This window comes from Pseudomonas sp. NCHU5216, from assembly GCF_052156495.1.
Taxonomy (GTDB): domain Bacteria; phylum Pseudomonadota; class Gammaproteobacteria; order Pseudomonadales; family Pseudomonadaceae; genus Aquipseudomonas.
In genome coordinates this window covers 1-18,664 of record NZ_JBQLIX010000001.1, presented here as the reverse complement: position 1 = coordinate 18,664, position 18,664 = coordinate 1, and the positions used below count along the sequence as shown (strand labels likewise).

The 18,664-nt window shown below is 64.4% G+C and carries 14 protein-coding genes and 1 pseudogene; 9 read left to right on the top strand and 6 right to left on the bottom strand.

Translation table 11 applies throughout. The features are described 5' to 3' along the window. Positions 1 to 149 precede the first annotated feature (149 nt). Genes ACSVIK_RS00075 through ACSVIK_RS00065 form a run of 3 tightly spaced genes read right to left on the bottom strand, consistent with a single transcriptional unit; the run spans position 150 to position 5,894 of the window. The gene (locus tag ACSVIK_RS00075; protein WP_442442334.1) at positions 150 to 1,586 is read right to left on the bottom strand and encodes an efflux transporter outer membrane subunit; all 1,437 of its coding nucleotides are present in this window, start codon (positions 1,584 to 1,586) and stop codon (positions 150 to 152) included. Further along, entirely contained in the window at positions 1,586 to 4,723 is a 3,138-nt protein-coding gene (locus ACSVIK_RS00070; protein WP_442442333.1) for a multidrug efflux RND transporter permease subunit, read from the bottom strand. Before ACSVIK_RS00070 ends, ACSVIK_RS00075 begins: the two co-directional genes overlap by 1 nt. A 16-nt stretch (positions 4,724 to 4,739) precedes the next feature. Beyond that, a complete protein-coding gene (locus ACSVIK_RS00065; protein ID WP_442442332.1) occupies positions 4,740 to 5,894 on the bottom strand; it encodes an efflux RND transporter periplasmic adaptor subunit in 1,155 nt (384 codons plus the stop codon). Between the two features lie 160 nt (positions 5,895 to 6,054). On the opposite strand from ACSVIK_RS00065, the gene ACSVIK_RS00060 reads away from it, so the two are divergent. The 9 genes and pseudogenes from ACSVIK_RS00060 (at position 6,055) to ACSVIK_RS00020 (ending at position 16,676) form a co-directional block, all read left to right on the top strand. Further along, positions 6,055 to 6,783, top strand: coding sequence for a response regulator (locus ACSVIK_RS00060; protein WP_442442331.1), 729 nt, complete (start codon positions 6,055 to 6,057; stop codon positions 6,781 to 6,783). Further along, a complete protein-coding gene (locus tag ACSVIK_RS00055; RefSeq protein WP_442442330.1) occupies positions 6,780 to 7,844 on the top strand; it encodes an ATP-binding protein in 1,065 nt (354 codons plus the stop codon). The genes ACSVIK_RS00060 and ACSVIK_RS00055 overlap by 4 nt, the downstream gene beginning before the upstream one ends. Positions 7,845 to 8,157: 313 nt before the next feature. Continuing rightward, positions 8,158 to 9,261 (top strand): annotated as a pseudogene (locus ACSVIK_RS00050) (methyl-accepting chemotaxis protein); the annotation flags it as partial. Then, a complete protein-coding gene (locus ACSVIK_RS00045; protein ID WP_442442584.1) occupies positions 9,235 to 10,119 on the top strand; it encodes a methyl-accepting chemotaxis protein in 885 nt (294 codons plus the stop codon). The pseudogene ACSVIK_RS00050 and the gene ACSVIK_RS00045, both read left to right, overlap by 27 nt. 146 nt (positions 10,120 to 10,265) lie before the next feature. Continuing rightward, positions 10,266 to 11,684, top strand: a complete 1,419-nt coding sequence (locus ACSVIK_RS00040; RefSeq protein ID WP_442442583.1) for a di-heme oxidoreductase family protein — start codon at positions 10,266 to 10,268, stop codon at positions 11,682 to 11,684. A 10-nt stretch (positions 11,685 to 11,694) separates the two neighbouring features. Then, positions 11,695 to 12,759, top strand: a complete 1,065-nt coding sequence (locus ACSVIK_RS00035; RefSeq protein WP_442442329.1) for an imelysin family protein — start codon at positions 11,695 to 11,697, stop codon at positions 12,757 to 12,759. Between the two features lie 3 nt (positions 12,760 to 12,762). Beyond that, on the top strand, positions 12,763 to 13,866 hold the full coding sequence (locus ACSVIK_RS00030; RefSeq protein ID WP_442442328.1) for a DUF1513 domain-containing protein: 1,104 nt from the start codon (positions 12,763 to 12,765) through the stop codon (positions 13,864 to 13,866). Positions 13,867 to 14,210: 344 nt separating this feature from the next. After that, the gene (locus ACSVIK_RS00025) at positions 14,211 to 15,830 is read left to right on the top strand and encodes a methyl-accepting chemotaxis protein (protein WP_442442327.1); all 1,620 of its coding nucleotides are present in this window, start codon (positions 14,211 to 14,213) and stop codon (positions 15,828 to 15,830) included. Positions 15,831 to 15,836: 6 nt separating this feature from the next. After that, positions 15,837 to 16,676 carry an alpha/beta fold hydrolase gene (locus ACSVIK_RS00020; protein ID WP_442442326.1) on the top strand — a complete coding sequence of 280 codons (840 nt, stop codon included), beginning with the start codon at positions 15,837 to 15,839 and terminating at the stop codon, positions 16,674 to 16,676. Between the two features lie 9 nt (positions 16,677 to 16,685). On the opposite strand, the gene ACSVIK_RS00015 is transcribed toward ACSVIK_RS00020, so the two are convergent. The 3 genes from ACSVIK_RS00015 to ACSVIK_RS00005 all read right to left on the bottom strand — a co-directional run bounded on the left by ACSVIK_RS00015 (position 16,686) and on the right by ACSVIK_RS00005 (position 17,960). Continuing rightward, positions 16,686 to 17,207, bottom strand: a complete 522-nt coding sequence (locus ACSVIK_RS00015; protein ID WP_442442325.1) for a GNAT family N-acetyltransferase — start codon at positions 17,205 to 17,207, stop codon at positions 16,686 to 16,688. A gap of 2 nt (positions 17,208 to 17,209) precedes the next feature. After that, a complete protein-coding gene (locus ACSVIK_RS00010) occupies positions 17,210 to 17,419 on the bottom strand; it encodes a DUF6434 domain-containing protein (RefSeq protein ID WP_442442582.1) in 210 nt (69 codons plus the stop codon). A 112-nt stretch (positions 17,420 to 17,531) separates the two neighbouring features. After that, positions 17,532 to 17,960 (bottom strand): hypothetical protein, encoded by a 429-nt coding sequence (locus ACSVIK_RS00005; protein ID WP_442442324.1) that lies wholly within the window; start codon positions 17,958 to 17,960, stop codon positions 17,532 to 17,534. Positions 17,961 to 18,664 lie beyond the last annotated feature (704 nt).

The following is an 18,664-nucleotide window of genomic DNA, read 5'->3' as shown; positions in this document are numbered from 1 at the left end:
CCCCGCAGAGCCTCTCGCGAAGGCCGCCAGCAGCCGAACGCCATCAAGCCAGTGAGCGGCATGCTGCGGTTACCCACACGGTCAGCCAGGATGGTTCATGAATAGCAGCAGGCCCGGCATCATCAGCAGCTAGGCATGGGGCTGGTCAGCTAGTAAGCCGCCATGAAAGCGGCAGTCTGCGCCCCGTCACGCTCATGCAGGCCGCCACCCAGCGACTTGTACAGCGCTACCCGGTTGGCGATTTCTGCGCCACGCAACTCCAACAGCAACTGCCGTGCGGCCTGCAACTGACGCTGGGCGTCGAGCAGTTCCAGACGCCCTTCGACGCCAGCACGGTAGCGCAGGTCGGACAGTGCCAGGCGCCGCTCGGAGGCCGTCACCGCACGCAACTGCGCCTCGATCTGGCGCTCGAAGGTGGCCGTACCGGCCAAGGCATCGGCCACCTCGCGGAAGGCGGTCTGGATGGCGCGCTCATACTGGGCGATAGCCTCGGATTTGCGCACCTTGGCCAGACGCAGCTCTGCGCGCAGTCGCCCGGCCTGGAACAACGGCTGCGAAATCTGCGGGGTGAAGCGCCAGACCTGGCGACTCGGGTCGAACAGGCCGTCCAGCGAGGTGCTGGCGTAGCCGAACGATGCGGTCAGCGAGACCTGCGGGAAGAACGCCGCCCGCGCCGCACCGATGTCGGCATTGGCAGCCACCAGCGCCTGCTCGGCCTGGCGTAGATCCGGTCGGTTCAGCAGCAGATCCGCTGGCAGGCCTGCCGGTAGCTGCGCGATTACCGACTGCCGCTCCAGCGGCAAGCCCGCCGGCAGGTCGGCCGGCAACTCGCTGCCCACCAGCAGTTGCAGGGCATTGTTCGCCTGCGCCAGAGCACGACGGCGCGCCTCCAGGTCGGCTTCGGCCAGGGCCACCTGCCCTTCTGCCTGGGCCACGTCCAGGCTGCTGTTCTGCTCGGCCTGCTTGAGCAGGCGCGCCAGTTGCAGCGACTGTTGCCAGTCGGCCAGGGTGCGTTCGCTCAGTTGCAGTTGCTCGTCGGCCAGGCGCTGGGCGAAGTAAGCCTCGGCCACCGCCCCGACCAGGCTGATATGCGCTGCATCGCGGCCCTGCTCGCTGGCCAGGTAACGCGCCAGCGCCGCATCAGACAGCGAGCGCACCCGGCCGAACAGATCCAGCTCGAAGGCGCTGATGCCAACGTTCATGGCCACCTGGTCGGACACCTCACGGCGCGATTGGCCGTCGTTGCCCTGCGCCGCCGTCCGCTCGCGGGTGCGGTTGGCGTCGATCGACACCGACGGCAGGCGCGTGGCCTGCTGGATATTGAACATCGACTTCATCGCCTCGACGTTGAGCGTGGCCAGCCGCAGATCGCGGTTGTTGGCCAGCGCCAGGTCGATCATCCGTTGCAGGCGCGCATCGCCGAACATGCTGCGCCAGCCCAGGGCACTGGTCGGCAACTTCGCAGCCGGTGCCGCGCTCGCCAGGGGAAAGCTCGCCGGTACGGGCGGCACCGGACGCTCCAGGGTTGGCGTCATCGAGCAGGCGCTCAGACAGGCGAGCAGCGGCAGGGTCAGGAACAGGCGCATCAGAGATTCTCCTGGCTCAGCGCGGCACGGCCACGCTGCGCACGCCAGGCGCTCACGCGCTCCTGCGTGCCAATGACGAAGACGAAAAAGGCCGGCACGAAAAACACCGCCAGCAAGGTGCCGCTGAGCATGCCGCCGAACACCCCGGTGCCGATGGCATGCTGGGTTTCGGCGCTGGCGCCGGAGGCCAGCATCAGCGGTACCACGCCAAGGGTGAAGGCCAGCGAGGTCATCAGGATCGGCCGCAGGCGCAGGCGTGCGGCGGTCACCGCAGCATCGATCAACGTGCGGCCTTCGGCGTGCAACTGGCGGGCAAATTCGACGATGAGGATGGCGTTCTTCGCCGACAGGCCGATGATGGTGATCATCCCCACCTTGAAGAACACATCGTTGGGCATGCCACGCAGCATCACAGCGGCTACCGCACCGAGCAGGCCCAGCGGCACCACCAGCATCACCGACAGCGGGATCGACCAGCTCTCGTACAGCGCCGCCAGCACCAGGAACACCACCAGCGCCGAGAGCAGCATCAGCATTGGCGCCTGAGCCGCCGACTGGCGTTCCTGCAGCGACTGCCCGGTCCAGGCCGCGGCGAAGCCCTGCGGCAACTGCGCCACCAGGCGCTCCATCTCGGCCATCGCCGCACCACTGGACATGCCCGGCGCGGCGCTGCCGGCGATACGCACGGCGGGGAAGCCCTGGAAGCGCATCATTTGCTGCGGCGACTTGCTCCATACCGGCTTCACCACTTCGCGCAGCGCCACCATGCCGCCACTGGCGTTACGCACGCGCAGGCCGAGCACGTCGTCCAATTGCATACGCGCCGAGGCGTCGGCCTGCAGGATGACCTGCTGCATGCGCCCGGCATTGGGGAAATCGTTGACGTACAGCGAGCCCATGGCCGCCGACAGCGTGCTGCTCACGGCCGCGAAGGACAGGCCCATGGCCTCGGCCTTCTGCCGGTCGATCTCCAGGCGGATGCTCTCGCCGGGCGGCAGGCCATCGGGGTAGACATCGCTGACCACCTCGCTCTGCGCCGCCAGCTCGAGCAGTTGCGCCTGCGCGGCCAGCAACGCGGCCTCGCCACGGTTGGCGCGATCCTGCAGGAACAGGGTGAAACCGGAGGAGGTACCCAGCTCATCGATGGCTGGCGGCATCAGGCTCATCACCGTGCCCTCGACGTTGTTCGCCATGGCCTGCTGCGCCAGCGCGGCTTCCTCGGCGGCGGTAGCGCCATTGCGCTGGTCCCAGTCCTTGAGCATGGTGAAGGCGATGGCCGCGTTGGGGCCGGAACCGGCGAAGCTGAAGCCCAGCACCACCAGATTGGTGCTCAGCCCTGGACGCGAGGCAACGTGCGCCTCGTAGGCCTTGACCACGTCCAGCGTGCGCTCGCTGGTGGCCCCCGTGGGCAATTGGATGGAGGTCATGAAGTAGCCCTGATCCTCCTCGGGCAGGAAGGACGACGGCAACTGCGCAGTGGCCAGCGCCAGCACCGCGCAGAGCACGGCGAAGGCAGCCATCATGCGCCCGCTGCGGCCGACCAGGCGCGCCACCCGCGCGCCATAACTCGCCGTCATGCGCTCGAAGGCGCGGTTGAAGGCACCGAAGAAGCCGCGTTTGCCATGATGATCGGCACTGACCGGGCGCAGCAGCGTGGCGCACAGCGCCGGGGTCAGGCTCAGAGCGAGGAAGGCCGAGAACAGGATCGACACGGCCATCGCCAGGGTGAACTGCTGGTAGATCACCCCCACCGAACCACTGCCGAAAGCCATGGGGATGAAGACGGCGGTGAGCACCAGGGTGATACCGATGATCGCCCCGGTGATCTCGCGCATCGCCTGCACGGTCGCTTCTTTCGGCGACAGGCCCTGAGTGGCCATCAGCCGCTCGACGTTCTCCACCACCACGATGGCGTCATCGACGATGATGCCGATGGCCAGCACCATGCCGAACATGGTCAACGAGTTGATCGAGAAGCCGGCCAGCAGCATCACCGCAAAGGTACCGAGCAGCGCGATGGGCGCGACGATGGCCGGGATCAGCGTATAGCGCAGATTCTGCAGAAACAGGAACATCACCAGGAACACCAGCACCATGGCCTCGAACAGGGTGTAGATGACCTTTTCGATGGAGACCTTGACGAAGGGCGCGGTATCGAACGGCACCGAGTAGGCCATGCCTGCCGGCATGCTCGGCGCCAGCTCGGCCAGGCGCTCGCGCACGGCCGAAGCAGTGCGCACGGCGTTGGCCCCCGGCGAGAGCTGAATGGCTGCACTGGTCGCTGCCACGCCATTCTCGCGGTTGGAAAAGGCATAGGACTGTGCGCCCAGTTCGACCCGTGCCACGTCGCCAAGCACCACTCTGGCGCCATCGCGACCGGCGCGCAGGACGATGGCGGCGAACTGCTCAGGCGTGCTCAGTTGCCCCTGCACGGTCAGCGGCACGGTCAGGCGCTGGCCCGGCAGGGTCGGCTCGTCACCGACGCGGCCAGGGGCGATCTGCGCGTTCTGCTGCTCGATGGCCTGGCCCAGTTCGGTCATGGTCAGGCTGTAGGCGGTGAGCTTGTTCGGGTCGACCCAGACACGCATGGCCTGCTCGGCGCCGAACAGTTGCACGCGCCCTACCCCGTCGATACGGCGCAGTTCCTGGACGATGTTGCGCGCCAGGTAGTCATTGAGCGCGACTTCGTCGTACTGACCGTTGGGCGAGGTCATGCCGACCATCATCAGAAAGCCCGAAGCGGCCGACTCCATCTGCAAGCCGTTCTGCCGCACGGCCTGGGGCAGGCGCGGCTCCACCGCCTTGATGCGGTTCTGCACGTCGACCTGGGCCAGCTCGGCATTGGTGCCCGGCTTGAAGGTCGCCGTGATCTGCGCGGTACCCGAGGTGTCCACCGAGGACTCGAAGTACAGCAGGTTCTTCACCCCCGACAACTCTCGCTCGACCAGGCTCACCACCGAGTCGTTTAGCGTCTGCGGGGTGGCGCCTGGGTAGGTGGCGTACAGGGTTACCGAGGGCGGCGCCACCGACGGGTAGCGGGCGATGGGTAATTGCGGGATGGCGATGACGCCAACCAGCACGATGAACAAGGCGATGACCCAGGCGAATACCGGGCGATTGATGAAGAACTGCGGCATGAGGTTTTCTCCCAACTCAGCGCGCGACGGCGCTGAGTCGTTCGCCGCTGGCGGCAGGCTGCCACGGGCGCGTGGCGACCTGAGCATCGGGACTCAGACGCTCGATGCCCTCGACCACCACCTGCTGCCCGGCACTGAGCCCGGACACCACGCGGTAGCGGCGCTCGACCAGCTCACCGAGTTCGACGGGCACCTGGTCTACCTGGCCCTTGGCGTCGACCACCCACACGCTGGCCTGGCCCGCGGTACGGCTCACCGCCTGCTGCGGCACGCTCAGCGCGGCGGGGTAATGCGCGCGGGGTATCCGCGCCTGCACGTAGAGGCCAGGCAAAAGGCGCCGTTGCGGGTTGTCCACCAGCACTCGCAGCAGCACGTCGCCGGTGCCGGCATCCACCTCGATACCGGAGAACAGGATGCGCCCACGCATGCCCAAGGGCTTGCCGTCGCTGCCGAGGATCTCCAAGTTCAGCTCCCGCGTCGCCGAACCGGCCTGCTGATGCAGCGTGCCCAGTATCGAGGCGGACTGGCGCACGTCGACGTAGACCTGGTCGATCTGCTGGATGCGCGCCATGGGCGTGGCATCGGTGGGTGATACCAGCGCCCCTTCGCTGACCAGTGCCTGATCGATGCGACCAGCAATCGGTGCCTCGACACTGGCGAACTGCAGATCCAGCTTGCGCCGCGCCAGCGTCGCCTTGGCCTGAGCCACGTCGGCGGCAGCCTGCTCGCGCAGCGCCACGGCGTCGTCATACACCTGGCGGCTGACCGCTTCGGCCGCTACCAGCGGTTGCAGCCGCTCGGCCTGTACCCGCGCCCGTGCCTGGGTCGCCTCGGCGCGCTGCAGGGCAGCGGCTGCGCTGTCGACCTCGGCCTTGAACGGCGCCGGGTTGATCTGGAAGAGCACGGCACCGGCCTCGATCTCGGCGCCCTGCTCGAACAGGCGGCGCTGCACGATGCCGCCGATCTGCGCGCGAATCTCGGCGCTGCGCACGGCGGCCACACGCGCGGGCAGGTTCTCGCTGACCGCCAGCTCGTGCGCCTCGAGCGTCAGCACCGACACCTGCAGCGGCGCGGCTGCTTCGCGTTGCTCTGGCTGCGCGTCGCAACCTGCCAGTACCAGTACGGCAAGCCCTGCGAGCACGATGCCCAGATGCCGTTGTTTACTGCCCATGACCCACTCCTCGTTGCACGCTACGCCCGGACGACCTGATGCCGGCCGGAGCTGATCGAGGCGGCAGTCTGAAGCGCGGCTGTTGCGAATGATTCGAGGCTTTGTGGAGAAAGCATGGAGGGCGCGATAACATTCGCAGCCACCGTCTGCGAGCCTGCCCATGTCCGATCCCCACGCACGCGTCAGCCCCGACACCTCCGCGCTGGTGCTGGTCGCCGAAGACGAAGCCGAGATCGCCGACATCCTCATCGCCTACCTGCAGCGCAGCGGCCTGCGTACCCAGCATGCCAGCGACGGCCAGCAGGCCCTGGCCCTGCACCAGGCGCTCAAGCCCGATCTGCTGCTGCTCGATGTGCAGATGCCGAGCGTCGATGGCTGGAAGGTGCTCAGCGAAATCCGTTCCCGTGGCGACACCCCGGTGATCATGCTCACCGCGCTCGACCAGGACATCGACAAACTGATGGGGCTGCGCCTGGGCGCCGACGACTATGTGGTCAAACCCTTCAACCCGGCCGAGGTGGTGGCGCGGGTGCAAGCGGTGCTAAGGCGCACGCGGGCAAGCACGCCAGCGACCACTCAGGTGTTGCGCGTCGGCCCGTTCCAGATCGACCTGGACAGCCACGAGGCCAGCGTCTTTCGTGATGGCCAGGCGCACACGCTGGAACTGACCCTGACCGAATTCAAGCTGCTGGCCTGCCTGATGCGCGCGCCGAAACGCGCATTCAGCCGCGCCGAACTGCTGGAGAACTGCCTGCCCGAAGGCGACACCCTGGAGCGCACCGTGGACAGCCACGTCAGCAAGCTGCGCAAGAAGCTCGAAGCCATCGACATCCAGGGCGTGCCCGCCAGCGTCTGGGGCGTGGGCTATCGCTTCGGCGCCGAATCATGAAGCCGACTCCGGGCCTGCGCCGGCAGTTCATCCAGTCCCTGGCGGTGATGGCGCTGAGCATCATCTTCATCGCGGTGTTCGGCTCTTACGTGTTCTACGCCATCGCGATGGCCTATCTGCCGGGCAGCATCTCGGAAACCTGGATGCCCTCGCGGGTGGAAATGATCTGGATCGGCTGCACCATCATCGCCGCGCTGGGCATGGCGGTGCTCGTCGCCGTGCGCCTGTCGCGACGGCTGATCACCCCGCTGAACTCGGTGGCGCACAGCCTGCGTGAAGTGGCCCAGGGCAGGCTCGATGCACGTGCGCCGCTGGACGAACAGGCCATGGGCGAAACCGCGCAACTGGTGCGCGACTTCAATGCCATGGCCGAACGCCTGCAGAGCATGACCCGTGAACGCGAGTTCTGGAATGCCGCCATAGCTCACGAACTGCGTACCCCGGTGACCATACTGCGTGGCCGCCTGCAGGGCCTGGCCGAAGGTGTGTTCAGCCCCAGCAGCGAGCTGTTCGAGGGCCTGCTGCGTCAGGTGGAAGGCCTCAACCACCTGATCGAAGACCTGCGCGTACTGAGCCTCAACGACAGCGGCCACCTGGAAGTGCAACGGGCCAGCGTGCGCCTCGCCGATGAACTGGCCAGCGTGCTACAGGCCTTCGCCACGCCGCTGGCGGAAAAGGGTTTTCACCTGCTGCAGGAACTGGACGCCGAGCTGCAAGTGGAGTGCGATGCCGTGCGCATCCGCCAGGCGCTGATGGCGCTGCTGGAGAATGCCCTGCGCCATGCCGATCCAGGCACGCTGCAGGTGCGCCTCGAGCAGGTCAACGGCGACTGCCGGCTGAGCGTAGAGGACGACGGCCCCGGCATCGACGGTGCCCTGGCCGCCGACATCTTCGAGGCCTTTCGCCGTGGCGACCCTTCACGCTCACGCAAGAGCGGTGGCAGCGGCCTGGGCCTGGCGGTGGTCAAGGCCATCGCCCAGGCCCACGGCGGACGGGCGTTCTGGCAGCCATCTGCGCACGGCGGTAGCTGCTTCGTGGTGAGCTGGCCGTTGCGGCAATAAACGGCTGAAGCCTGAAGCCCAAGCCGAGGCAGTTCTTTAGAGGCGCCCTCATAGGAGCATGTAGTGGATCCGCCTTCCCTGAAGCCAGATTGAGCCCACCGAGCACTCCAGTACCACTTGTCGAAAAAGACGGGCCTGAATTGCTGGTGGCACGCCGACTGCTATCCTGATCCTAGTCATCACAGCACTGTCACATCCGCTTCAAACTCCAATCGCAACGACAAGAGGCAACAACCACGCAGAGGTATCCCCCAACCGGGAATGTCGTCAAACAATTTGCATTGCCAGACGACAGACAGCACAAGGAAGCATCATGAACGTCCTCACTTCTCTCCTGCTCGACCTGAGTGTGCGCAAGAAATTACTCGGCGGCTTCGGTCTGATTCTGCTCATCACGCTTGCCACCGTCTGGATTGGCAGCTCCAGCCTCAATACCACGCTCGAACGCATCGATAGCCTGATGGGTGTCGGCGAAATCAATACCAATCTGCTGTTGGCTCGACAGCAGGAAAAGAACTACCTGCTACGCCAGGACGAAAAAGCGCTGCAGGATGCCCTGTCGATGTCGCAACAGCTCCATGAACAGGCGGCCGATAAAGAAGCGGAACTCGATCGCCCGGAAAACAAGGCGCTGATGCGCCAGATTCAGGAAGACGCCGACAGCTACCGCAACGAGCTGGTACAGCTCCAGGCCGCCGGCAAGCTCAGCAACGATGCCCTGCATGCCATGGAAAACTCGGCCCGCGCGGCACTCAAGCTCTTCACCGAGCTGGAAACCACCCTGCGTCAGCAGGCTGTGGTGCAGATTCAGGGCACAGGCGACCAGAACGGTATCGCCATGCTCGATCGCGCCAACCTGGCCAGCACTCTGGCCCGGGAGCTGCTAGAAGCCCGCCGCCGGGAAAAGGACTTCCTGCTGCGCAAGGATGCTCAGTACGCCCAGCTACTCGAAGCGCACTTCAGCGAGATCGAAGCGAAAGGCCAGCAACTGCTCGACGAACTCGGCAACAGCAGTGCCCGCGCCGACGTGCAGAATGCCCTCGAACAAATGGCCAACTACCGCAGCCAATTCGCTCAACTACAGGACAGCCTGAACCAACTGCAGCAGAGCGAGCAGGATATGACCGACCGCGCGCGCGAAGTCGCCGCCGCCTCACTGCAGTCGCTGCAGATGCAACGCGACCTGATGCAGAGCGACTCCAGCATGGCCAGGCGCAACCTGCTGCTGGCCGCAGTGGTCGCCTTCGTCCTCGGCGTCGCCTGCGCGCTGTTCATCACCCAGGCCATCGTCGGCCCGCTGCAACGTGTGGTGGGTATCGCCCAGCAGGTGGCCAGTGGCGACCTCACGGCAGACATCCACAGTGACCGTCGCGACGAACTGGGGCAACTGATGCAGGCCATGCATGCCATGACTCTCAGTCTGCGCGACCTGATCGGCAAGCTCGGCTCCGGCATCGCCCAGCTCGCCACGGCGGCCGAGGAACTCTCGACCGTCACCGGGCAGACCAGTGCCGGCGTCACTCAGCAACGCATGGAAACCGACCAAGTAGCCACTGCCATGCACGAGATGGCCGCCACCGTGCAGGACGTTGCGCGCAATGCCGAAAACGCCGCCAGCTCGGCCAGCGACGCCGAAGACCAGACCCGCCAGGGCAGCACCATCGTGCAGCAGGCCGTCAGCCGTATCGAAGAGTTGGCGCGCACCGTGGAAGCCTCCGCCGAAGCCATCGCCCGTCTCAAGGGCGACAGCGCCAACATCGGCACCGTGCTCGATGTGATCAAGAGCATTGCCGAACAGACCAACCTGCTGGCCCTCAACGCTGCCATCGAAGCGGCGCGTGCCGGTGAGGCAGGCCGCGGCTTTGCCGTGGTCGCCGACGAAGTCCGCGCCCTGGCACGGCGCACGCAGGAATCCACCCAGCAGATCGAGCAACTGGTGGTCACCTTGCAGAGCGGTGCCGAGAACGCCGTGGGCGTGATGGCGCAAAGCCGCGGCATGGCCGGTGAAACCGTGGAGGCGGCGCGCCAGGCCGGTACCGCGCTGACCCGTATCGACGAGGCAGTGTCACGCATCCAGCAGATGAACCAGCAGATCGCCACCGCCTCCGAACAGCAGAGCTCGGTGGCCGAGGAGATCAACCGCAGCGTTTCCAATATCCGCGACATCGCCGAGCAATCGGCCGCTGCCAGCGAGGAAACCTCCGCTGCCAGCGTCGACCTGGCACGCCTGGGCAGCGACCTGCAGCAACAGGTCGCGCGCTTTCGCATCAACTAACCCGCCACAGCAGCCGCGCGACCTCACAGGCGCGCGGCCCTGGCAGCCTCACAGGCTCCTGGCGCGACCTTTTGCCCTGGCGGTTAACGCTAATTGATCTTATTTAAATGAAGTTAGCCTGCTAATCTTGACGCCCCGCCACCCGGATCGCGTTACCGATGTCGCCTTTGCTCCGTCTCTTCCCTCTGCTGGTGCTGCTGAGCGCCTGTGACCAACAACCGCGCTTCACCACCGCCGAGCCTGGCGAGGCACTCTCGGCGGGTGCCGCCACGGTGCGCAGGTTCGATCACAACGCCTTTTCCCAGCCCTCGGCCAACCTGGCGCCAAGCCGGCGCCTGGACTTCGCGGTGGGCAACAGTTTCTTCCGCAATCCCTGGGTGCCCGCCCCGGCTTCCACCACCGCCCGTGACGGTCTTGGCCCGCTGTTCAACACCAACGCCTGCCAGAACTGCCATATCAAGGACGGTCGGGGCCATCCCCCGGAAGCCGATGCGAACAGCGCCGCATCGATGCTGGTGCGCCTGTCGATTCCGGCCACCGCCGAGGATGACGAACGGTTGCTGCATCAGGGCGTGGTGCCCGAACCCACCTACGGCAGCCAACTGCAGGACATGGCCAACCCCGGCATCGCCCCCGAAGGCAAGGTGCGCCTGAGCTACAGCAGCGTGCTGGTGCAGTTCGCCGATGGCAGCGAGGTGCAACTGCGCAAACCGCAGTTGCAGATCAGCCAGCTCGGCTATGGCCCGATGCACCCGGACACCCGTTTTTCCGCCCGTGTCGCTCCGCCGATGATCGGCCTGGGCTTGCTCGAGGCCATCCCCGAGGCCGACATCCTGGCCAATGCCGACCCGGACGATGCCGATGGCGACGGCATTTCCGGTCGTGCCAATCAGGTCTGGGATCGCGCCCTGCAGCGCACCGTGCTCGGCCGCTTCGGCTGGAAGGCTGGCCAGCCCAGCCTCAACCAGCAGAACGCCGAAGCCTTCGCCAACGACATGGCCCTGACCACCAGCCTGATCGCCCATGACAACTGCACCCAGGCCCAGGCCGACTGCCAGGCGGCGGTCAACGGCGGCAAGCCGGAGGTGAGCGACAACATCCTCGCCAGCGTGCTGTTCTACAGCCGCAACCTGGGCGTACCGGCGCGCCGCGATGTCGATGCGCCCGCTGTGCTCGAGGGCAAGAGCCTGTTCCATCAGGCCGGCTGCCAGGGCTGCCATACGCCGAGCTTCACCACCGCCGCCGATGCCGCCGAACCCGAGCTGGCCAACCAGCTGATCCGCCCCTACAGCGACCTGCTGCTGCACGACATGGGCGAAGGCCTGGCCGATGGCCGCGAGGAGTTTCTCGCCACTGGCCGCGAGTGGCGCACGCCACCGCTGTGGGGCATCGGCCTGACCCAGGCGGTCAACGGCCATACCCAGTACCTGCATGACGGTCGCGCGCGCAACCTGCTGGAGGCCATACTCTGGCACGGCGGTGAGGCCGAAGCGGCCAAGCAGCGCGTGCTGCAATTCGATGCCAACGAGCGAGCCGCCTTGCTCGCCTTCCTCAATTCCCTCTAAGGAGCCCGAGATGTTGCACAAGAGCCTGATCGCCTCCCTGCTTGGCCTGGCCCTGGTCGGCTGCGGCCAGCAGGATCAGACCGCCAAGGTCACCGGCGCCCTCGCCGACGGCGTGCTGCTGCCGGCTTATACCAGTTGGCAGGAAGCCGATCGGCAACTGGCCGAACGTAGCGCGGCCTTCTGCGCCGGCACGGCGGATCTGCCTGCCGCACGCCAGGCCTTCCTCGGTGCCATGAGCGCCTGGTCGGCGCTACAACCTCTGATGATCGGCCCCATGGCCGAAGGCAACCGCGCCTGGCAGGTGCAGTTCTGGCCGGACAAGAAGAACCTGGTGCAGCGCCAGGTGGAAGCCCTGCTCAAGAGCAAGCCGCAACTGAACCAGGCCGACCTCGCCAGCGCCAGCGTCGTGGTACAAGGCCTGACGGCTGCGGAATACGTGCTGTTCGACAATGGCATCGACCTCAGCCAGGACGCACAGAAAGCTCGCTACTGCCCACTGTTGCAAGGCATCGGGCAACACCAGCAGGCCCTGGCCGCGGATATCGTCGCGCAATGGCAGGCCGACAAGAATGGCATGGCCGCCCAGCTCAAGACCTTTCCCAATGACCGTTACGCCGATGCCAAGGAAGCCGTGGCCGAACTGCTGCGCGTGCAGGTCAGCGGCATCGACGGCCTGAAGAAGAAACTCGGCGCACCGCTCGGCCGCCAGAGCAAGGGCATTCCCCAGCCCTACCAGGCCGAGGCCTGGCGCAGTGGTGCCAGCCTGGCCAATATCGCCTCGGCCCTGGCCAGCGCCGAATTGCTCTGGCACGGCAGCAATAAGGACGGTCTGCAAGCGCTGCTGAGCAGCGACCAGGCGGAACTGGCCCAGCGTATCGACGCCGCCTACCTCGACACCCGCCAGCGCCTGGCCGCCCTCGACCTGCCGCTGAGCGAACTGCTCGCCAACGAAGAGGGCCGCAGCCAGTTGAATGAACTGTACGACAGCCTCAACCGCCTGCATCGCCTGCAGGAAAGCGACCTAGCCAAAGCCCTCGGGGTACAGATCGGCTTCAATGCTCACGATGGGGACTGACGGATGCAACGCAGAACCTTCCTCGGCCTCGCCGCCCTGCTCGGCGTCGGCAGCACCGCCGGTGCCTTCGCCGGCTGGACACTGTTCGGCCCCAGCGGGCAGCCGCTGCTGCTCTCGGCCCGTGACGACAACGATGGCCGCCACTATGCGGTGGGCTATCGCCTCGATGGTGAACGCGCCTTCGCCACCGCCGTGAACGAACGCTGCCACGACGTGGTGCCGCACCCCAGCCTGCCGCTGGCGCTGTTCGTCGGTCGCCGTCCGAGCACCGAAAGCTACTTGATCGACACTCGCGACGGCCGCCTGCTGCAAACGCTGCACTCGCCGCAGGGCCGCCACTTCAACGGCCATGCGGTGTTCCATGGCAGCGGCGAGTGGGTCTACACCACCGAGAACGACACCAGCGAGCCCGGCCGTGGTGTGCTCGGCACCTATGCTCTCAAGGATCAGCGTCTGGAACGCACCGGCGAATACTCCACCCACGGCGTTGGCCCGCACCAACTACTCTGGATGCCCGACGGCGAAACCCTGGTGGTGGCCAATGGCGGCATCCGTACTGAAGCCGAGAGCCGCGTGGAGATGAACCTCGATGCCATGCAGGCCAGCCTGGTGCTGATGAAACGCGACGGCAGCCTGCTCAGCCAGGAGCGCCTGGCCGACCAGCAAAACAGCATCCGCCACCTCGCCGTGGCCCGCGACGGCACCGTGGTCAGCGGCCAGCAATACATGGGCGACCTGCACGACAAGGTGCCGCTGCTGGCGATCAAGCGCCCCGGCCAGCCCTACCAGCCCTTCCCCCTCGGCGAAGCGCAGCGCGTGGCCATGAACCAGTACACCGCCAGCGTTGCCATCCATGACGACCTGCGCCTGCTGGCCATGACCGCGCCGCGCGGCAACCGCTTCTTCGTCTGGGATCTGGACAGCGCCGAAGTGCGCCTGGACGTGCCCCTGGCGGACTGCGCCGGCGTCGGCGCCGTGCGTGACGGCTTCGTCGTCACCTCCGGCCAGGGCCGCTGTCGCCTGTACGACTGCCGCAGCGAACGCATCACCGCCAGCGCCCTGCAACTGCCTGCCGGCCTGTGGGACAACCACCTGCGCCTGGCCTGATGCTGCTTTTGTGTAGGAGCGACAGCAGGACGACTCGAAGCTCACTCGCTTGAAGATGACGAACGCCGGGGGCTATCGCTGCGCTGGCCCCCAGGCCATTTGCTGATCAGGAACGGCAGGCGCGGGTACACACGATGTTCTGCGCATCACCAAATTGAAATATTTTTGTCATCAAACTGTTATCAAATGTCCCCTGGCCAGTAACTCTACACCGACCTACGCTCCAATAACCGGCACAAGTGCGTGCAACATGCAGTCGGTGCGGCGAAATGGATATCCGTATGGTGGCACTGCTTATGGGCAGAGTCGGCCTGATCCCTTCTTCCATTTCAACGGTGTTTCCCATGCTGCAAAAGTCCCTACGCGCACAGATTCTGTCCCTCATTGGTGGCAGCTTGGCGCTGATTCTGCTCACGGCGCTGGCCTGCTTCAGCTTTCTCTCCAGTGGCATTCATGCCTATCGCGACCTGCTCGACGGGCCGGTGCAGTACACACGCCTGATCGACGCGGCCAACCTCGAATTCAAGATTCAGGTGCAGGAATGGAAGAACGTTCTGCTGCGTGGCAAGGATGCAGCCAACCTGCAACGCTACTGGAGCCAGTTCGAGGCACAGGAACAGAAGGTACAGTCCATACTCGATGAGTTGGCGCAAAGCAGCGACGACCCAGCGCTGAAAGCTCAGGTCGAGCGGCTGCGCAACGAACACCGTGACCTGGGGCAGCGTTATCGCCAGGGCCGCGATGCCTTCATCGAGGCCGGTGCCAACCCCCAGGCCGGGGATGAGGCAGTCAAAGGCATCGACCGAGCCGCCAGCGAACAGATGACGGCTCTGGTCGAACAGCTCCGCCAACAAAGCCTGCAGCAGGCAGACCGGATCAATGCCAGTGCCGAGCGAACCATCTTCAATGGCTCACTGATCATGCTGGTCGCCGCATTGGCCATTGCCATGTTCAGCCTGTGGCTGGTCAATCGCCACCTGATCATCCCCATCCGCCACCTGATCGGCCACGTCGACCAGCTCAGCCACGGCCAGTTCGGCCAACGCGTGGACAGCAGCCGTCAGGACGAGCTGGGCATGCTGGCTCGTGCTGCCAACACCCTGCGCGACTTCCTCGCCAGCACCACCGAACGCCTGCATCGAAGCACCGAGGATCTCGACGGCGCCAGCAGCGAGCTCAACACCATCGCTGCACGCATGCACGAGGGCGTGACCGAACAGTTCGAGCGTACCGATCAGGTCGCCACCGCCATGCACGAGATGTCCGCCACCGCACAGGAAGTAGCGCGCCATGCGGCAGATGCCGCCCATGCCGCCAACGATGCCGACGACTCGGCACGCCAGGGCAGTACGGTGATGCAGTCGACCATCGCCACCATTACCGACATCCGGGGCGAGATCGCCAACACTGCAGAAGTCATTCGTCGCCTGGAAAGCGACAGTGGCCGTATCGGCAAGGTGCTGGAAGTGATTCGCGGCATCGCCGAACAAACCAACCTGCTGGCTCTGAACGCCGCCATCGAAGCCGCTCGCGCGGGAGACCAGGGGCGCGGTTTCGCCGTGGTCGCCGACGAGGTTCGCCATCTGGCGCAACGCACCGCCGAGTCCACCGCCGAGATCAACCAGATCATCAGCACCGTGCAAACCGGTGCCCTGGATGCCGTACGCGCCATCGAAAGCGGGCAGCAACGCAGCGAACAGGGCGTCACCCAGGTCACCGAGGCTGGCGCCATGCTGCAGCGCATCACCGAAGCGGTGGAAGCCATTCGCGACATGAACCAGCAGATCGCCACGGCAGCCGAAGAGCAGACCTCGGTGGCCGAAGACATCTCGCGCAACCTTACCGAGCTGACGGCGATTGCCAGTGCCAACCAGGAGAACGTCGGGCGCACCCAGCTTGCCAGCCAAAATCTGCACGAACTCTCTGGCGAGCTGGGCGAAGTCACCCGTCGACTGGGGGCCTGAATTAGCATGGGCGGGCACGGCCCATCACGGAGCACAGGGATGAAAGTCAGGGAATATGGAGAGCCGAGTGGCAAGCCCGTCGTCTATTTCCATGGCGCACCGGGCTCCCCTCATGAAGCCTGCATGCTCGACGCCCCGGCAAGGCAGCACGGCTTGCGCGTGCTCTGCTTCGACAGATTCGCCATCGAGCAGCGCCTCCAGGGCGAGGCTTACTACCGGCATCTCGCCCAAGCCATCAACGCTGCCTCTTCGAGCGCCCCAGTCGACTTCATCGGCTTTTCCCTGGGCACCCATGTCGCCCTGCAAACCAGCCGCTACCTGCCTGGCCAGGTGAGCAGCCTGCATCTCGTCTCGGCCGTGGCGCCGCTCGACCGAGGTGATTTTCTGCCAGCCATGGCAGGCAAAGCCGTGTTCAACCTGGCGCGCAATCAGCCCAGCCTGTTTCGCCTGCTCAGCCGTTTTCAGGCCGTTCTGGCCAGACGCTCACCTGGCCTTCTGTACCGCATGCTATTTGCCTGCGCCCAGGGTGCGGACGCCAAGCTGGCGCAACAGCCCGAGTTCAAGGCGACCATGCAACGCGTTCTGGCCGAGTGCTTTGCCGAGGGAATTGGCGGCTATGCGCGGGATATCGAGCAGTTTCTGGCGCCATGGCCCGCAGGCATATTCGACGAACCGGCTTCTGTTCATCTCTGGCATGGCAGCGCAGACAACTGGTCACCACCCGGCATGAGCCGCTACCTGGCGCGCGTCATGACCGACAAGGTGCAGGTTCACTGGATGGAAGGCTTATCCCACTACTCCTGCCTGCAGCAGGCAGCACCTGAGATTTGCCGGTTACTGTCATAACCAGTATGGCTAACTCGAAATGCCCCGAAGCGGCCTGGCCATATAGCGCACCCAGCCAATACGGCCCTCTTCCCTTTTGCCGAGGTCGACGAAACCCGCCTTGGCATAAGCGTTACGCGCCAACTGGTTCTCTTCATCCACGGACAGGATAAGTTCGGTTGCCCCAGGCCAATGCTCAGCCAACCAGCCAGGCACAGCCCACAGAGCGGCAGCCCCCACCCCCTGGCCCTGCCTGGACAGATCGATACGCATGGCGCTGACCGCAACAGCATTCGCTCCTGTCCAGGCGGGTGCGCTGGCCCCGCGCTTGAGCAGCAGAAAACCGATCACACTGCTCGCCTCGATGATCGCCAGGCCGGCAATCTCATCGACCTGATCCGCCTGGCACACCTGAACCGAACGCTCGACCGTGCCGGCAAACTCGATCTGCTGCGCCGTAACGCTCAGACTCAGAACCACGGCCTGCTGAAATGAAGAAAGCGATTGCCACCGCAGCAGTGACAGCTCGCGGGATCGCACCAGAGCCTCCATGTTCAGTCTCGATTGCGCAGCCGCCACTGCGCTGCCACCTCACCCATGGTCTTGGGCCTTCCATCCTTGATCCAGGCCATGAACTCACGATCGAACTTGAAGCCAGGGCCACAAGCCGCCGTCAGGAATCGACGCACGTTCTGGGTATTCCGATAGCCTTCGGTCACCGGGGTTTCGGCGGTAATTGGGTCGCTGTGCCAGTCAAAATTCACCATCACTCACTCCTTGATATTCAGGCCCGGTCTTGCCCATTCGTAGGATGGGTTGAGTACAACGAAACCCATCATGCCCCTGCCCCCTGGGTATCGCTGCGTTCAACCCAGGCTACTTGCTATAGCCATATACATATATGAAGTCATCCTCTATTTCGAGAGGCAGCAAGCCCAGCTTTGCTGCCTCTACTAGAAAACGGTCGCTTTTTTCAGTGCTTTGTAGTTTTTCGCCTGTTCGCGGGTTTTGACTCCAGATTTTTCTTGGAATACGTATGGAGTAAATCTCACTATATTCAGCCGGGCCACCTGCTATTCCAGGGTCGGCAATATATTTTTCTTTTAGCTGTTCTTCCGTAGGTGGCAATGCGAGCTGAAAGCGCTCCTCCCAGACATAAGCCACCTCGAATGTTTCACCCATGCACCCAACTAGACTTAGGATCTCACGCCACTTTGTATTATTCATCAGTTCGGTTGAGTAGGTGGGGCGGCGCATATGCATCCCTAAGATTAAAATGAATCGGCCACCTTCTTGATCAGTCACTTTTTCGTGGCCGATATGGCTAAGAATGGTTCACAACCTATAGCAGAAGGCTAAAACAATCCATTTCAATGCAGCTTCACTGCCAATTGCACCCTGCACCGCCAGGTTGGGTAACTATGAACCATCTACGGCAACCTTATGTCCCGGCTGCGCAGAGCCAACCGGAACAAGCTCAGAGCCGAAGACAACTCCATATCCCGCACCGTAGTATTTTCCGCTCTGCCGCATTGCATCCACTTGATCTTTAGATAGCGTTACATTACGGAGCCATTCATATTTGGAACCATTCGCGCTGAATGCTAACCGTATCGACGTTGAGCCCTCTTCCCAGAACCAATTAGTCAATAGCGATTGTTGAAGCGCACGCGTTAATTCTTGCGAGAGGTATTGTTTCCCGACGCTAGGGCCATACCGTCTAAACTCTTGGCTTGACTGTAACTCCTGCAAAGCACTCGCAGCCAGTTGCTGAACTTGGTTGTCGTACTGTACAAAGCCGTTGGCCCAAGAAAATCTCTCCCCAGTCTTAACTTGAACCTGAGGAAGAGGCGGACCAACAGGGCTATTCATTGTAGGTGCCGAGTTTGCTTGCACTAGCTGTCGAGACTTCCCACTGGGTGATGTAAGCGTTAAGGAAGGTCTGAAATAGGCCGCTATTTCTGGCCGACTTCGGCCGCTGCCGATTTTGAAAGAGTCCATCTGAGCAG

What these genes read in the sequence shown, in the direction of transcription:
- ACSVIK_RS00015 (WP_442442325.1), bottom strand. Translation starts at nt 17,207, where the DNA reads ATGGAGGCTCTGGTGCGATCCCGCGAGCTGTCACTGCTGCGGTGGCAA.
- ACSVIK_RS00060 (WP_442442331.1), top strand. Translation starts at nt 6,055, where the DNA reads ATGTCCGATCCCCACGCACGCGTCAGCCCCGACACCTCCGCGCTGGTG.
- ACSVIK_RS00065 (WP_442442332.1), bottom strand. Translation starts at nt 5,894, where the DNA reads ATGGGCAGTAAACAACGGCATCTGGGCATCGTGCTCGCAGGGCTTGCC.
- ACSVIK_RS00025 (WP_442442327.1), top strand. Translation starts at nt 14,211, where the DNA reads ATGCTGCAAAAGTCCCTACGCGCACAGATTCTGTCCCTCATTGGTGGC.
- ACSVIK_RS00055 (WP_442442330.1), top strand. Translation starts at nt 6,780, where the DNA reads ATGAAGCCGACTCCGGGCCTGCGCCGGCAGTTCATCCAGTCCCTGGCG.
- ACSVIK_RS00020 (WP_442442326.1), top strand. Translation starts at nt 15,837, where the DNA reads ATGGGCGGGCACGGCCCATCACGGAGCACAGGGATGAAAGTCAGGGAA.
- ACSVIK_RS00030 (WP_442442328.1), top strand. Translation starts at nt 12,763, where the DNA reads ATGCAACGCAGAACCTTCCTCGGCCTCGCCGCCCTGCTCGGCGTCGGC.
- ACSVIK_RS00045 (WP_442442584.1), top strand. Translation starts at nt 9,235, where the DNA reads ATGCAGGCCATGCATGCCATGACTCTCAGTCTGCGCGACCTGATCGGC.
- ACSVIK_RS00035 (WP_442442329.1), top strand. Translation starts at nt 11,695, where the DNA reads ATGTTGCACAAGAGCCTGATCGCCTCCCTGCTTGGCCTGGCCCTGGTC.
- ACSVIK_RS00075 (WP_442442334.1), bottom strand. Translation starts at nt 1,586, where the DNA reads ATGCGCCTGTTCCTGACCCTGCCGCTGCTCGCCTGTCTGAGCGCCTGC.
- ACSVIK_RS00070 (WP_442442333.1), bottom strand. Translation starts at nt 4,723, where the DNA reads ATGCCGCAGTTCTTCATCAATCGCCCGGTATTCGCCTGGGTCATCGCC.